14 protein-coding genes are annotated in these 14,236 nt (G+C 67.1%); 10 read left to right on the top strand and 4 right to left on the bottom strand.

Annotated features, from left to right (window positions below):
- Positions 1-89: 89 nt before the first annotated feature.
- From B1759_RS00335 to B1759_RS00315, 5 genes are all read left to right on the top strand, one after another.
- On the top strand, positions 90-1,346 hold the full coding sequence (locus B1759_RS00335; protein WP_158225035.1) for an ABC transporter permease: 1,257 nt from the start codon (positions 90-92) through the stop codon (positions 1,344-1,346).
- A gap of 96 nt (positions 1,347-1,442) precedes the next feature.
- Positions 1,443-1,916 (top strand): redoxin domain-containing protein, encoded by a 474-nt coding sequence (locus tag B1759_RS00330; protein WP_095513040.1) that lies wholly within the window; start codon positions 1,443-1,445, stop codon positions 1,914-1,916.
- Positions 1,903-2,316, top strand: a complete 414-nt coding sequence (locus tag B1759_RS00325) for a molybdenum cofactor biosynthesis protein MoaE (RefSeq protein ID WP_095513039.1) — start codon at positions 1,903-1,905, stop codon at positions 2,314-2,316. The genes B1759_RS00330 and B1759_RS00325 overlap by 14 nt, the downstream gene beginning before the upstream one ends.
- Position 2,317: 1 nt before the next feature.
- Positions 2,318-3,310, top strand: coding sequence for a phosphate acetyltransferase (gene pta, locus B1759_RS00320; protein WP_095513038.1), 993 nt, complete (start codon positions 2,318-2,320; stop codon positions 3,308-3,310).
- 17 nt (positions 3,311-3,327) lie between these two features.
- Positions 3,328-4,131, top strand: coding sequence for a nitrilase-related carbon-nitrogen hydrolase (locus B1759_RS00315; RefSeq protein WP_095513037.1), 804 nt, complete (start codon positions 3,328-3,330; stop codon positions 4,129-4,131).
- Here the strand turns inward: B1759_RS00315 and B1759_RS00310 are convergent.
- The 3 genes from B1759_RS00310 to B1759_RS00300 are packed head-to-tail and all read right to left on the bottom strand — an operon-like array spanning position 4,128 to position 6,979.
- The gene (locus tag B1759_RS00310; protein WP_198948701.1) at positions 4,128-5,063 is read right to left on the bottom strand and encodes a phosphoribosylaminoimidazolesuccinocarboxamide synthase; all 936 of its coding nucleotides are present in this window, start codon (positions 5,061-5,063) and stop codon (positions 4,128-4,130) included. The genes B1759_RS00315 and B1759_RS00310 overlap by 4 nt on opposite strands.
- A complete protein-coding gene (locus B1759_RS00305) occupies positions 5,060-6,097 on the bottom strand; it encodes a LacI family DNA-binding transcriptional regulator (protein WP_095513035.1) in 1,038 nt (345 codons plus the stop codon). The genes B1759_RS00310 and B1759_RS00305 overlap by 4 nt, the downstream gene beginning before the upstream one ends.
- A gap of 51 nt (positions 6,098-6,148) precedes the next feature.
- Positions 6,149-6,979 carry a bifunctional hydroxymethylpyrimidine kinase/phosphomethylpyrimidine kinase gene (locus tag B1759_RS00300; RefSeq protein WP_158225034.1) on the bottom strand — a complete coding sequence of 277 codons (831 nt, stop codon included), beginning with the start codon at positions 6,977-6,979 and terminating at the stop codon, positions 6,149-6,151.
- A 327-nt stretch (positions 6,980-7,306) separates the two neighbouring features.
- On the opposite strand from B1759_RS00300, the gene B1759_RS00295 reads away from it, so the two are divergent.
- The 5 genes from B1759_RS00295 (at position 7,307) to miaA (ending at position 13,021) form a co-directional block, all read left to right on the top strand.
- A complete protein-coding gene (locus B1759_RS00295) occupies positions 7,307-8,395 on the top strand; it encodes an ABC transporter ATP-binding protein (RefSeq protein WP_095513033.1) in 1,089 nt (362 codons plus the stop codon).
- Positions 8,396-8,559: 164 nt separating this feature from the next.
- Complete coding sequence (locus tag B1759_RS00290) at positions 8,560-9,513, top strand: tyrosine-type recombinase/integrase (protein ID WP_095513032.1); 954 nt, start codon at positions 8,560-8,562, stop codon at positions 9,511-9,513.
- Entirely contained in the window at positions 9,514-11,046 is a 1,533-nt protein-coding gene (locus B1759_RS00285) for an NAD(P)/FAD-dependent oxidoreductase (RefSeq protein ID WP_095513031.1), read from the top strand.
- A complete protein-coding gene (locus B1759_RS00280) occupies positions 11,043-12,110 on the top strand; it encodes a ThiF family adenylyltransferase (RefSeq protein WP_095513030.1) in 1,068 nt (355 codons plus the stop codon). The genes B1759_RS00285 and B1759_RS00280 overlap by 4 nt, the downstream gene beginning before the upstream one ends.
- Entirely contained in the window at positions 12,107-13,021 is a 915-nt protein-coding gene (miaA, locus tag B1759_RS00275) for a tRNA (adenosine(37)-N6)-dimethylallyltransferase MiaA (RefSeq protein WP_158225033.1), read from the top strand. The genes B1759_RS00280 and miaA overlap by 4 nt, the downstream gene beginning before the upstream one ends.
- On the opposite strand, the gene B1759_RS00270 is transcribed toward miaA, so the two are convergent.
- Positions 12,937-14,232: a hypothetical protein gene (locus tag B1759_RS00270; protein WP_143537212.1), complete on the bottom strand. Its 1,296-nt coding sequence runs from the start codon at positions 14,230-14,232 to the stop codon at positions 12,937-12,939. The two genes, miaA and B1759_RS00270, sit on opposite strands and share 85 nt — an antisense overlap.
- Positions 14,233-14,236: the final 4 nt, after the last annotated feature.

Genomic DNA, 14,236 nt, shown 5'->3' with positions numbered 1-14,236 from the left:
AGCGAGGGAAGGGCAAGATAGGAGGCCGGATGGGGAGCCCCGACGAAGGCGCGCCGCGGAGCGATCTTGTGGGGTCCCCCCGTCGCCCCATGATCGGCCCCTTCGAACGCACGCTCGCTCTCCGCTACCTCCGCGGGGCCCAGGGGCGCGACGAGCGCCGCGGCTTCCTCCGGTTTGTCGTCGTGGCCGCAATCGGTGGCGTGGCCGTCGGGACGGGCGCGCTTCTGCTGGCGCTCATGATCGTGCGGGGCTTCAGCCGCGAGATCGAGGCCAAGATCGTGGGCTTCGGACAGCACGTGCAGGTGGAGTCCTTCCTGGGCGACCCGCTCGTCCATGGCGACAGCCTCGCCGAGGCCGTCGCGGCGCTGGACCACGTCGAGCACGTCGCCCCGGCGCTCGTCGACTTCGCGCTCCTGAGCAGTCGCGGGTCGGGCAACGAAACGGTGCAGGGCATCCTGCTGTGGGGCACCCGGCCGGACGACCTCCCGTTCGTCGCCGAGCGCACCGAGGTGGGAGCCTTCGACCTCTCGCCCGATGCCGACGGGCGCCCCGGCGTGGTGCTCGGTGCCCGTCTCGCCGAGAGTCTCGGCCTCGGGCCCGGCGACCGCATCACGGCGTACTCGACCCGAGGGCTCGGCTCCGGGCAGATCCAGTCCCGGCCCCGCGTGCGCCAGTACCACGTCGCGGGGGTCTTCGAAACGGGCCTGGGCGACTTCGACGAGCGGTTCGCCTTCGTCGACCTCGACGTGGCGAGGGGCCTGTTCGCCTACGGCCCCGATGAAGTCACCCGCCTCGACCTGACCCTGGACGACCGGGCGTACGCACAGGAGGTGGCCGAGACCGTCACCAACACCATGGGGCCGCCGCTCTACGCTCGCCCCATCGAGGAGGTCTACCGTGGCCTGTTCGCGTGGGTCGAACTCCAGCAGAGCATCGTGCCCCTGGTCATCTCCATCCTGGTGATCGTGGCCGCGTTCAACATCGTCGGCGCCTTGCTGATGGTGGTTCTAGAGAAGGCGCGCGAGATCGGGACGGTGCTCGCCATGGGCGCCAGTCAGTCCTCCGTGCGGCGCCTGTTTCTGGTGTTCGGGCTGATGGTGGGCGTGATCGGCGCCACCATCGGGACGGGAGTGGCTGTCGCACTGGGGGCGATCCAGGCCCGGTTCGCCCCCATCCGGTTGCCGCAGGACTCATACTTCCTCGACCGGGCTCCCATCGAGATGAGTGGATTGGATATCGGCGTGACCGTTATTGCAACCATACTAATCTGCGTTCTCGCCGCTTACCTCCCGGCACGCGTCGCGGCTAACGTGGAGCCGGTGCGGACCATCCGGTTCGGCGGGTAGGGCCATCGGCCGGGCCGGGGAGCGGGGATAAGGTGCGCGACTCCGAACCGCGCACGGAGACGAACGTAGCCGGACTCCCTCTCTCTACCTCCTCGCATGGCTCTCTCCCAGGGCGACTCCGCCCCCGACTTCACCCTCTACGACGACGCGACCCAGCCCTTCACGCTCTCCGAGGCCGACGGGCCTGTCGTGCTGCTGTTCTTTCCGGGCGCCTTCACCAGCGTTTGCACCACCGAGCTGAACACCGTCGGCAACGACTATGAGCGCTACACGAACACCGGCGCTCAGGTGGTGGGCATCTCGACCGACTCGCCGTTCGCCCTCGCCGAGTTCAAGAAGGTGAATGGCTTCCCGTTCCGGCTGCTGTCGGACCACGACGGGAGCGTCTCGGCCGCCTACGGTGCGAAGTACGACAACGACTTCACGCCGATGGGCCTGGACCGCATCTCGAAGCGCGCCGCGTTCGTGGTCGACGCCGACGGAACGCTGGCCTACGCCGAGGTACTCGACAATGCGGGTCTCCAGCCCGACTTCGACGCCATCCTGTCCGCGCTCGATGGCGACGCCTGATCTCCCGGATGACTCTATCTGGACGGCGCTGAGCGAGCACCCGCTCGATCTCGGCGCCGTCCACGCCTTTTTGAGTGACGAGCGCACGGGCGGAACCTGCGTGTTCGTCGGCACGAGCCGCCGCTGGACCGACGGCGTCGAGACGGCGCTGCTGACATACGAGGCCTATGCTGAGATGGCCGAGGCCGATCTCCAGCGGCTCGCCGTCGAGGCGGCGGACCGATGGGACGTCGTACGGGTGGCCGTCTTGCACCGTCTCGGTGCTGTCCCGCCCCCCGAGGCGAGCGTGGCGGTCGGCGTCGCCAGCCCGCATCGCGCCGACGCGTTCGAGGCCGCGCGCTGGCTGATCGACACCCTCAAGGCCTCGACACCGATCTGGAAAACCGAGCACGCCCCCTGACATGTCTGACCGCTTTTCGTTCACCGACCTCCACGACCGTGCCCGGGCTCTCCGGAAACGGATCGCGCTCCCTGAAGGCGAGGATCCGCGGACCATCCAGGCCGCTGCGTGGCTCGCCGAACGGGAGATCGTCCGCCCGATCCTGATCGGCCGGGAGGCCGCGATCCGGTCTGGCGCCGCCGACCTCGGCGTCGCGCTGCCCCACACCGTCCCCATCGTCGACCCGTCCACGAGCGAGCGACGCCAGGGGTACGCGCAGGCGCTCTATCAGAAGCGCAAGCACAAGGGACTGACCTACGAGCAAGCAGGCGAGATCGCCGGCGACGTCCTTTACTTCGGCGATCTGATGGTGGACGCGGGTGACGCGGATGGGTGTGTGGCGGGCGCGGCGCACCCGTCGCCAGACGTGGTGCGGGCGGCGATCCACGTGCTGGGTGTCGCAGAGGGATCAGCGCTGGTCTCGTCGTTTTTCCTGATGGTGCTGCCCGACGGACGGCCACTCACGTACGCCGACTGCGGGGTCAATCCCGACCCGTCGCCGCAACAGCTCGCCTCCATCGGCATTGATGCGGCGGCCAACCACCGCTTCCTTACGGGCGAAGAGCCTCGCGTCGCGTTCCTGTCGTTCTCGACCAAGGGCTCGGCCGAGCATCCAGCCGTGGACGCGGTCCGAGAGGCGGTCGAGATCGCTCACACGCAGCGCCCGGACCTCATCCTGGACGGGGAGATGCAGTTCGACGCCGCCATCGACCCGGACGTGGGGAAGCGGAAAGCGCCTGACAGCCCTGTCGCGGGGCGTGCCAACGTGTTCGTCTTCCCCGACCTCGGCGCGGGCAACATCGGCTACAAGATCACGCAGCGGCTCGGCGGCGCGGAGGCTTATGGGCCGGTCCTCCAGGGCCTGCGCCTGCCTGCCAACGACCTCTCGCGTGGGGCCGACTGGGAGGACATCGCCAACGTGGCCACCATCACGGCCATTCAGGCGGGCGCCTGACGGCCGATTCTCCTGTCATGATCGTCTCCTGCATCCAGACCGCGCCCCGCCTCGGTGCCCCCGAGGTCAACCTCGACAGGGTCGAGGCGGCCGTCCTCGGGGCCGACGCGGACCTGGTCGTCCTCCCGGAGCTGTTCGCGTCGGGCTACTTCTTCGAGTCGACCGACCAGGCCCGTGCTCTCGCCGAGGCGGTGCCCGACGGCCCGACGACGCGGCGCCTCCACGACTGGGCACGCCAGTCCGGCGCGACGCTCGTGGCTGGCCTCCCCGAGCGGGACGGCGACCGGCTCTACAACAGCGCCGTCGTGGTCACGCCGAACGGGTGGCTCGGGACGTACCGTAAGACTCACCTCTACTACGAGGAGACGACGCACTTCACGCCCGGCGCCGACGGCTTCCACGTCTGGACGGTCACCGACCGGCAGCGCCGGAGCTACCGCCTCGGAGTGATGATTTGCTTCGACTGGTTCTTCCCGGAGTCGGCCCGCACGCTGGCGCTCGACGGAGCGGATGTGATCGCTCACCCGTCGAATCTCGTGCTGCCGCATTGCCCGTCCGCTATGCCCATCCGGGCCCTGGAGAACGGCGTGTTCACAGCGACCGCGAACCGTGTCGGCGACGAGTCGAATGGGCGCGAGACCCTCACGTTCGTCGGCCAGAGCCGCATCTGCTCGCCCAGGGCGGAAGTGTTGGCGACCGCCCCGATCGAGGGCGAGGCCGTGGTCCGGGCTGAGATCGATCCGAGGCAGGCACGGGTGACCGCGCTCAACACATACAACGACCGGGTCACGGACCGACGGCCGAGCCTCTACGCGAGCTAGATCGCGCGAAGCGCTTCTCGGACACGGGCTTCCGGCTCTGGGTTGAGGTCCGGTACGAAGTCCCGGCCGGTCACGGTCTCGTACAGCTCGACGTACCGGGCGCTGACGTCGGCCACGAACTCTGGTGTCATGTCGGGCAAGGTCTGCCCGTCGAGACCCTGAAAACCATTCGCCATCAGCCACTCACGGACGAACTCTTTGGAGAGCTGCCGCTGGGGTTCCCCTGCAGCCAGCCGGTCCTCGTAGCCATCGGCGTAGTAATAGCGCGAGGAGTCGGGCGTGTGGACCTCGTCGATGACCAGCAGCCGGCCATCGGGCGCCCGGCCGAACTCGTACTTGGTGTCGACCAGCAGCAGCCCGCGCTCGGCGGCGATCTCGGTGCCACGCGCGAAGAGCGCCAGCGCGAGGTCGGCCGCCTCGGCAAGCGTGTCGGCGTCAAGGATGCCCCGCTCGAGGATCTCCGCACGGGAGGCGTCCTCGTCGTGGCCTTCGACGGCCTTGGTCGCAGGCGTCAGGATGGGCGCGGGCAGACGCTCGGCTTCGCGGAGCCCGTCGGGCAGGCGTTCGCCGCACAGCTCCCGGCCGCCATCTCGGTAGACCCTCCAGGCGTGGCCCGCGAGGTAGCCCCGGACGACGAACTCGATCGGCAGGGCGTCGCACCGGACCCCGACCGTCACGTTCGGGTCCGGCACCGACAGCACGTGGTTCGGCGCCACGTCAGCGGTTCGCTCGAAGAAGAACGCGGCGACGCCATTCAGTACCTGCCCCTTGAGCGGGATGGCCTGGTTTAGCACGTGATCGAACGCCGAAATCCGGTCCGTCGTGACGAGCACGATGCGACCGTCTCCGAGGTCGTACGTATCGCGGACCTTTCCCTGGTAGCGTGTTCCGAGGCCCAGGTGCGTGGCAGCGAGCGCAGGAGGCAGCGTCACGATGCCGAGGCGAGCAGGGTCGACCCGCGGACGGCGAGCGACAGGGGCAACTGGACATCCACTCGCTCCTCCTCGGCCCGTCCGGCCAGCCGGGCGAGCAGGCGCTGCGTGGCCTGGAAGCCTGCTTCCTGCATGCCCTGCGTCACTGTCGTGAGGTCAAGGAAGCGGCTCAGCTTCAGGTCGTCGTATCCGACGATGGAGAGGTCCCTGGGGATCAGCAGCCCGGTATCCCGAGCATGCGACCACGCTCCGTAGGCTTGCACGTCCGACGCCGCGAACACGGCCGTGGGTGGCTCCTCGAGCGCGAGAAGCATCTCCATGGCCTCGGCACCCGCCTCCTCGGAATAGCCTGCGTGCTTGGAGGTCTCGCCGGCGACGACCAGTTCCGGGTCGTACGCGATGCCCGCGTCCGAGAGGGCCTTGCGGTACCCATCCAGCCGAGGCCGTGCGCTGGTGCTCCAGGCCTGGGCCGTGATGAGCCCGATGCGACGGTGCCCCTGCTCGATGAGATAGGACGTCGCCATCTGCGCGCCCTCGCTGTCGTCCCACCAGTAGGTGTCCAGCCCTTCGTAGCGGCTGCCCAGCAGCACGACAGGCGCCTGGAACGACAGCAACTGCTCGGCGACGGCCCCCTCGATCGGGAGGGACATCAGCAACAGGCCGTCGACGGCTCCCCGGTTCAGGAATCGCTGAAGCGTCTTGTAGGGCTGCGAGGAGCCCAGATTGCACAGCAGGAGGTCGATGTCCTCGTCGCGAAGCGCGTCCTTGACCCCCTTCAGCATCTCCACGAAGAACATCGAGGTCGCCGACGGGAGCGCCACCGCGATCGAGGTCGTCGACTGCTGGGCGAGGTTGCGGGCGATCCGCTGGGGCTGAAACTGGAGCTTCCGGATCGCCTCCTGGACGCGGCCGCGCGTCGCATCGGAGACTTCGTGGGAGCCGTTCAGGACCCGGGAGACGGTGGAGATCGCGACGCCGGCCTCGTCTGCGACGTCGTAGATCGTCGGGCGAGAGCCTGTGGAGCGGTCGGGCATGGGGGTAGTGTCCAGGAATCCTGAAGCTACGGGCGGTCCTGGGACGCGGGTTTATGAATCGGTAACGCCGTGCAGGCCAAGGCGAGGGGCGTGGCCGTCCACCTCGGCGGCCTGGCGCACCCCGTCGGTCGCGAAGCGTTTCGCGGCTTGCAGCGCTTCCTCCGGCGAGGCCTGCGCGATAAGCCCCTTCAGTGTCGCGAGGGCGAACGCGCTCGAGGCACCGTCCGGATGGGCCGACATCAGCGGTGCTTCGAAGAGCGCGAAGTCCTCGCCGTCGTAGTACAGGTCCGCGAAGAACGCGTCCCCGCCCTCTGCTCCGGGGTCGTCGGCGGCGTCGTAGAACCGGTAGGGGAGGCTCCCACACCGAATCACGACCCCTGCACCCCCTCGATTGTGGAGCCGCTGGGCTGCCACCTGGGCATCGTCCAGCGACTCGATCTGCGTGTTGGTGACGAGCTCAGCGTCAGACTTGGAGAGGGTGACGAGCGACACCCCGCCCAGCCGCGCCGCGGCGGCGTCGATGGCGCGAGCCTCCATGACGGTCTCCCCACTGGGCCCCGAGGCAGTCAGAGAGAACACAGACGGGACGTCGTGGGCGGCCACCCAGTCGAGCACGGCCGCGGCGGTCTTGTCCGACCCCAGGATGCCGACCTTGATGCCCGCCAGTGGACCGCTGGCGGCGAGGTGCTCCAGTTGCGCGATTACCGTGTCCACGGGCACATCCGTGACATCGGTCACGCGTCCACCGCTGGCGACGACGATGGAGGTGCACAGGGGAAGCGGGGCGAGTCCGAGCGCGCGAGCGGCGAGCACGTCGGCCGAGAGGCCGCGCTCGCTGGCGGTATAGATGGCGCCGATGACGGCGACGGGGGAGAGGGCCATGTAGATCCGGGAGGAGAGGCGCCCTACGCTTCCCCGTCGGCGTCCTGTTCCTCTCGTCTTCCGTGAACGGCCGCGTTGCGGAGGAGCTTCTGCATCGGGTCGAGCGGCACGGGTGAGGCTGCCAGGCGGATCCTCGTCCCACAGTCCGGGCATTCCGCGCCGCCCTGTGCGAGCAACTCAGACGGGGAGAATGGAATGTCCCCTGTGCAGGCTGGGCACGGGATGTGGGGGAGGGTCATCGGGAAACAAGGGATGGAAGCGTCGAGGTCGCCGATCCACCCTGTCCTGCGAGCATCCGGCTATCTTCGGATCCCCTTTCGCATCCCCATGGCACGCGTCGAACTCGAACAGCTCCGCAAGGTCTATGACGACGGCTACGAGGCGGTCCACGACGTCTCCCTGACGATCGAGGATGGCGAGTTCGTCGTCCTCGTCGGTCCGTCGGGTTGTGGCAAGAGCACCACGCTTCGCATGATCGCGGGACTGGAGTCGATCACCTCGGGCACGCTCCGCATCGGCGACCGCGTGGTCAATGACATGGCGCCGAAGGACCGGGACATCGCGATGGTGTTTCAGAACTATGCCCTCTACCCGCACATGTCGGTGTTCGACAACATGGCGTTCGGGCTCAAGCTCCGCAAGCGCCCGACGGCGGAGATCCGCCAGCGCGTCGAGGCGGCGGCGAACACGCTCGGGCTCCGCGAGGTGCTGGACCGGAAGCCGAAAGCGCTCTCGGGTGGTCAGCGGCAGCGGGTGGCGCTGGGTCGGGCCATCGTCCGGGACCCCGCCGTGTTTTTGTTCGACGAGCCGCTGTCCAACCTCGACGCCAAGCTCCGCGTCCAGACCCGCACGGAGATCTCGAAACTGCACCGAGACCTCGGCGCCACCATGGTGTACGTCACGCACGACCAGGTCGAGGCGATGACGATGGGCGACCGGATCGTGGTGCTCCATGACGGGCACGTCCAGCAGGTGGCGCCGCCGCTGGAGTTGTACGACCGTCCGGCCAATACTTTCGTGGCAGGCTTCATCGGCAGCCCGGCGATGAACTTCGTCGAGGGCACGGTGACGGGCAGCCTGTTCGCGGCCACCTCGGGCGGGCTGCAGCTCGACCTGGGATCGACGCCCGCTACGCAGGGGGCGGTGACGCTCGGAATTCGGCCGGAGAGCCTGTTCACGGTCGCCAAGACCCCGCCCGGCAAACGGATGTCCGATCCGATGGACGGGGTGATCGAGGTTCAGGAGCCGATGGGCAACGAGATCGTCGTCTACGTCCGGATGCATTCGGAGACCCGGCTCACAGCCCGGGTCGAACCGCAACCGCTCGCCGACGACGGCGGAGCGACCCAGCTCCGGGTCGACCTGGACAAGGTCCACCTGTTCGACGCCGAGACCGGCGTCGCCATTCGGAGCTAGACGCTGGATCGAGCGCAGGCCGCCGAGCTGCCGAGGCGGGGCAACCCACCGACAGGAGCACTGACCTGTCCCCAATTCCCGATAACACTAATTATCGAACTGGCGCAGGGCTGCCGAAGCGCACCGGCTCTGCGTAACGTGTCCGTCCCCCGGATGAGATCGCAATGGATGCCCCCGACCCCTCAGCGGTAACCCTGCCGACGGTGCACGCCCGCCTCGGCCGCGCGTTCACGGCCCAGTCCGATCTGGTTCCGCTGTTTCTGCTCCGGTACGATCGCGAGAACACACGCCGCGCCTACGCCCGAGACATCGAGTCATTTTTCGGCTCGGCCACGGTCACGCTGGAGATGGCCGCGACCGTGACGTTTACGGACGTCAACGAGGCGCTTCATGCTCTGGACTCTCAAGGCAAAAGCCCTGCGACACAGCGACGCTTTCTCGCATCGCTCCGGGGGTTCTTCGGATGGCTCGCAGCCCTCGGCTTCATCGACCTCAATCCCGCCGATCGACACCTCGTCCGACGCATTCCGAAGTCTTCGGATGCCGACCGACTGGTGACCGTCCTTACCCGCGAACAGGCATCCAGAATGATGGATGCGATCGATCTGTCGAAGCCGTCGGGTGAGCGCGACTACACGCTCGTTCTGACTCTCCTGCACTGCGTACTGCGCCGTTCTGAGGCTGCAGCCCTGAATGTGGAGGATCTCGGCGCGATGGACGGCCACGCGATCCTCACCCTCCAGCGAGCGAAAGGTGGTGCCAATCAGATCGTCAAGGTCCCGAGACATGTTGCCACCCGACTCAATGTGTACATACGTAATAACGGATACATATCAGGGCCCGTCTGGCGGTCTGTGTCGAATCGAAATCGAGGTGAGAGACTCTCCGGCTCGGCGATCTACAAGATCGTCAGCGGGCTGAGCAAAGCGGCCGGTATCCGCAACAAGGTGGGAGCCCACACTCTTCGCCATACGGGGTGCACCCTCGCCATAGAAGGTGGCGCATCTCTTCAGCAAGTCCAGTCGCACGCCCGTCACAAAAACATAGAGACGACCATGCGATACATCCACCAGCGAGACAAGCTCGCGAACAGCGCGGCTGACTTCATCGACCTCTAAATGGACTACGACCTCATCGTCATCGGCGCGGGCCACAATGCCCTGATCTCCGCCGCCTACGCGGCCAAGGCCGGGTACCGGGTCGGCGTCTTCGAACGGCGGGCCATCGTGGGCGGCGCCGTGTCCACGGTGGAGCATGTTCCGGGCTACCAGTTCGACCTCGGGGGCTCCGCGCACATCCTCATCCGGCTGACCCCGATTGTTGAAGAGTTGGGCTTAGAGGATTACGGACTCGACTACCTCGAAGTAGACCCGTTGTTCTTCGCCCCGTACGAAGACGAATCGTCTGTATTCATCCATCGAGATGTCGACAAGACGTGCCAGGGGCTAGACCAACAGTTCCCCGGCGAAGGCGAGCGCTACCGACGCTTCGTGGACACGTGGCGGCCCTTCTCCCAGACCGTCCGCGACGTCTTTCTGTCGACCCCCAGTCCTCTCGAACTCGGCAAGGCGTTCGCCTTCGGTCCCTCCGCCGATCTCGACTGGCAGCGAGCGCTGACGGCGATCACGAAGCCATACGGCGAGGTGGTGGACCAGTACTTCACCGAGGAGAAGGTGAAGACGCCGCTCGTCTGGATGGCGGCGCAGAGCGGCCCCCCTCCTACCGAGACGCTGAGCGCGCCGTTTCTGCTCTGGCACCCGCTTTACCATGAGAGCGGCGTTGCCCGACCACGGGGAGGATCGGGGGGACTCACCAAAGCATTGGCGGCCATGATCCGCGCCCACGGCGGCGACGTGTTTACCTCGTCCCCCGTAGAGCGGCTCCTGGTCGAGCGGGGAAAGGTGGTCGGAGTCGAGGTCGATGGCGAGCCTGTCCTCGCAAAGGCCGTTCTGTCCGGGACCCACGTCCTGGAGACCCTCGACAAGCTGCTCCCGTCTGTCCACCGGCCTGCCGAGGCAGACACCATGCGGGTCGGGAACGGCTTTGGAGCCATCCTGAGGCTTGCGCTCGACCGGCCGCTGCAGTATGCCGCCAGTCCCGGGCTCGAGTCGCGAACGGCGCTCCAACTCGTCTGTCGGGACCGCCAGCAGATCCACGACGCGTATGCCGACTATCTGAAGGGACATCCAGCCGAAGACCCGCCCATCGTCGGGATGAGCTTTTCTGCGGTCGACGACACCCTGGCTCCGCCGGGCGGCGAGGTGCTCTGGCTCTGGGCCCAGTACTTCCCATACGAGATGACCGGCGGACGCACCTGGGACGCGATCGAGGATGAGGTGGCAGATCGGATACTCGACACGTTCGAGCCGTATGCACCCGGGACCAAGGCCTCGGTCGTGGGCAAGCTGTTCCAGCACCCCCTGTGGCTGGAGCGAGAACTGGGCCTGTTCCGAGGTAACGTGATGCACCTTGAGATGACCATCGACCAGATGTTCAGCCTGCGGCCTTCCATGGGCCTCAGTGACTACCGGGGCCCGGTCGACGGCCTCTTCCTGACAGGTGCCAGCATGCATCCTGGTGGCGGCATCATGGGTGCATCCGGGCGGAATGCCGCACGTGTCGTTTTGAAGTTTCTCGATTCCACACCATGACCGCTCCAGACACTCTCCGCTACGCCCGTCAGATCCGGCTGCCCGAGATCGGAATCGAGGGCCAGGCCCACCTGTCAGAGGCCTCCGTTCTGGTGGTCGGCGCGGGCGGGCTCGGGGCACCCGTGTTGCATCATCTCGCTGCATCAGGGGTGGGCAGAATTGGGATCGTCGAATTCGACGACGTGGACCTCACGAACCTGCACCGGCAGACCCTGTACGCGACTCCCGACGTGGGGCGGCCGAAGATCGAGGCGGCCCAGGAGCGTCTCCGCCTGATCAACCCTTCTGTCACAGTGGAGGCGCACGCGGCCCGGCTCACGGCCGCCAACGCGGATCTCCTCATCGGAGGCTACGACCTCGTGCTGGACGGTTCGGACACGTTCCCGACACGCTATGCGGTCAACGACGCGTCTGTGCGCACCGGCACGCCGAACATCTTTGCCTCTGTGAGTCGGTTTTCGGGACAGGCCTCGGTGTTCGGCACGGAAACGGGGCCGTGCTACCGGTGTCTTTTCCCTGAGCCGCCTCCGCCAGACCTGATTCCGAACTGCGAAGAAGGCGGAGTTCTGGGCGTCGTGCCTTCCCTCCTGGGCATGATTCAGGCCGCCGAAGCCATCAAGTGGATTCTTGGGATCGGCACGTCGCTCGTCAGGCGCCTTCTTCTGGTGGACGCGCTGACGATGGAGTTCCGCGAGATCGCGGTCGAGAAGGACCCCGGCTGTCCGGCATGCGGTTCTGGAGAGCTGCAAACTCCGGAGGCGGAGGTCGTCAGCGAGATCACTGTCGGCGATCTCCGAAAACGACTCGTCACCGGTGCCGGTCCAGTTCTCGTCGACGTGCGCGAGGCCACCGAACACCACGCCGACAACCTGGGCGGCCGGCTGATCCCGCTCGGGCAGCTAGACATCCGAGCGTTCGAACTGGACGACGTCCGTGACCGGGACATCGTGGTGTACTGCGCCTCGGGCGGCCGGTCGGCACGCGGCGCACAGGCTCTCCGGGATCGCGGATTTCGAGCCGTGTCGCTTCGCGGCGGCATGGAGGCCTGGAACGCCACGTCGTGAGCCCGCTCCTCATCATCGCCGGGCCGACCGGCGTCGGCAAGTCGTCACTCGCCCACGAGGTGGCAGGAATCGTCGGGGCGGAGATCCTGTCGGCCGACAGCCGTCAGGTCTATCGCGGGATGACCATCGGAACGGCGAAAGCGTCGGATGACGAGAGGGAGCAGCATCCGTACCACCTCGTGGACATTCTGGCCCCGGGCGTCCGCTGGTCTGCGGGTGGTTTTTTGGAAGTTGCCCAGAAGGCAATAGCGGACATTGAGCAGAGGCAACACCCCGTCGTGGTCGCCGGAGGATCGACGCTGTACGTGCATGCACTTCTGGAGGGGCTGGCCGACCTCCCCGCTGTCTCCCCATCGCTCGAAGCCCAGCTTCTGGAAGAGGTCGCCCAGCCCGACGGCGCCGAGCGTCTGTATGAGGAGTTGAGAACGGCCGATCCGGTAGCCGCTGACACGTTGGACCCATCCAAGACTCACCGATTGATTCGATTCGTCGGTCTGTGGCGCGAAACCGGGCGTCGGCCGTCTACCGCGTGGGAAGGCGTGGCTCCTCCCCATCCAGCGATCCTGGTCGTCCTGACGCGACCTCGGGACGAGTTGTACCGCCGCATCGACGCGCGAGTGCTTGACATGATCGAGGCGGGTCTGATGGACGAAGTGCAGTCGATCCTCGAGGCATCGCCCCATGCCCGGCCGACGCTGGAGGCGACGATCGGGTACCGCGAACTGCTTCCCGTCCTGGATGGGGAGCGACATCTCGACGAGGCGATCCGGCTGATCCAGCGCAACTCCCGCCGGTACGCAAAGCGACAGCTCACCTGGTACCGCCGCTACCCCGAGGCACGCTGGGTCGACGCGTCAGCCACGACGGCCGCTTCGCTGCTCGCGGAGCTCGCCCCATGGCCTGCAGGCTGAGGTCGGTCTTTCCAGGCCAGCACGGCGGCCCCACCCCACCCGACGGTGAGCACCAGCAGATCGGCTCCAGGAAGCACGTAGGGGATGTATCCGAGGGTTGATGTTGCGCAGATCCACCAGATCCAACGGTTTTCCAATAACGGATACAGGAACAGCAGGGGAAGCCAGTACCAGGGGTGCAGGGTGGCCGCTGTAAGCGTGAACCCCACCACCACGAGAGCGAGCGAGAGCAGCATGCCGCGTCGGGTCCCGTCGTCGACCAGCAGAGCGACACCGGCGGTACTCGCGAAGACGGCGGTCAATGCACCGCTCGCCCACCGCCCGGCGGCTTCACCGACGAGCGGATACAGGAGCGCTTTCAACGCCCGGTACGGTGCCGCGAAGGCATCAAGGGTGCCCAGGAACAACCCCAGCGACTCCCGAACGTGGCTCCCCGCGTCGGGCGACCAGACCGGGGCGGAGAGCAGCACGGCCAGGGCCGCGGAGGCCACAAAGCCCCACACCCCATCGCGTCGCCATGCCATCGGAAGTAGCGCGAACGGGTACAGTTTGGCGAGGGCCGCCACCATGACCCCGACCGAGGCCCAGGGCATGCGCGTGGCTCCAGCCCACAGCGCGGCCCCGAGTCCCGCGACGACGAGCGCCTCGGTGTGCCCCTGGCCCGCGATCTCGACCACAGCGAGCGGACTCCAGGCGTAGTACGCCGCTCGCGTTGCCCCGACCCGCCGAGCCAAAGCGACAATTCCTACGCCTTCGGTCAGGACGAGCAGCAGCTTCAGCATCCACCAGCTCGCTTCCCATCCTACCGTCCGGTACCCGAGTGTGGACAGACGGAACACCGCCTGGGATGCGGGGGGGTACACCGAGTAGTACGCCGGCGAGTTCATGGCCTCGAACACCGTCTCGCTCTGCCACGGGGCGAGAACAGGGTCAGAGGGGCGATAGTCGTATGGAGATACCTGCGCCTCTTGCGCGACCAGCCCATCCCACAGGTACCGGTATCCGTCGTCGGAGAGCGTCGGGAGCATGGGGAGCGCCAGCAAGCGCAGCACGACGGCCACACCGATCAGTCGACGCACCGATACGGTCGCCCTTCGCAGATACACGAACAGGCCTGCGCTGCCCACGAGGTGGATGGCGACGAACGCGACCCGCCACCCGGCACCTGCCTCGGGGATGCGAGCCGTCATCACGAGGGAGAGCACCAGCACGGCT

It is taken from the genome of Rubrivirga sp. SAORIC476, assembly GCF_002283555.1.
Taxonomy (GTDB): domain Bacteria; phylum Bacteroidota; class Rhodothermia; order Rhodothermales; family Rubricoccaceae; genus Rubrivirga.
This window is presented reverse-complemented; position numbering and strand designations above follow the sequence as displayed.

Bases quoted from the DNA above. Each gene is read 5' to 3' on its own strand.
- pta (WP_095513038.1), top strand. From the start codon at position 2,318: ATGTCTGACCGCTTTTCGTTCACCGACCTCCACGACCGTGCCCGGGCT.
- B1759_RS00295 (WP_095513033.1), top strand. From the start codon at position 7,307: ATGGCACGCGTCGAACTCGAACAGCTCCGCAAGGTCTATGACGACGGC.
- B1759_RS00330 (WP_095513040.1), top strand. From the start codon at position 1,443: ATGGCTCTCTCCCAGGGCGACTCCGCCCCCGACTTCACCCTCTACGAC.
- B1759_RS00285 (WP_095513031.1), top strand. From the start codon at position 9,514: ATGGACTACGACCTCATCGTCATCGGCGCGGGCCACAATGCCCTGATC.
- B1759_RS00315 (WP_095513037.1), top strand. From the start codon at position 3,328: ATGATCGTCTCCTGCATCCAGACCGCGCCCCGCCTCGGTGCCCCCGAG.
- B1759_RS00325 (WP_095513039.1), top strand. From the start codon at position 1,903: ATGGCGACGCCTGATCTCCCGGATGACTCTATCTGGACGGCGCTGAGC.
- B1759_RS00290 (WP_095513032.1), top strand. From the start codon at position 8,560: ATGGATGCCCCCGACCCCTCAGCGGTAACCCTGCCGACGGTGCACGCC.
- B1759_RS00335 (WP_158225035.1), top strand. From the start codon at position 90: ATGATCGGCCCCTTCGAACGCACGCTCGCTCTCCGCTACCTCCGCGGG.
- B1759_RS00280 (WP_095513030.1), top strand. From the start codon at position 11,043: ATGACCGCTCCAGACACTCTCCGCTACGCCCGTCAGATCCGGCTGCCC.
- B1759_RS00300 (WP_158225034.1), bottom strand. From the start codon at position 6,979: ATGGCCCTCTCCCCCGTCGCCGTCATCGGCGCCATCTATACCGCCAGC.
- B1759_RS00305 (WP_095513035.1), bottom strand. From the start codon at position 6,097: ATGCCCGACCGCTCCACAGGCTCTCGCCCGACGATCTACGACGTCGCA.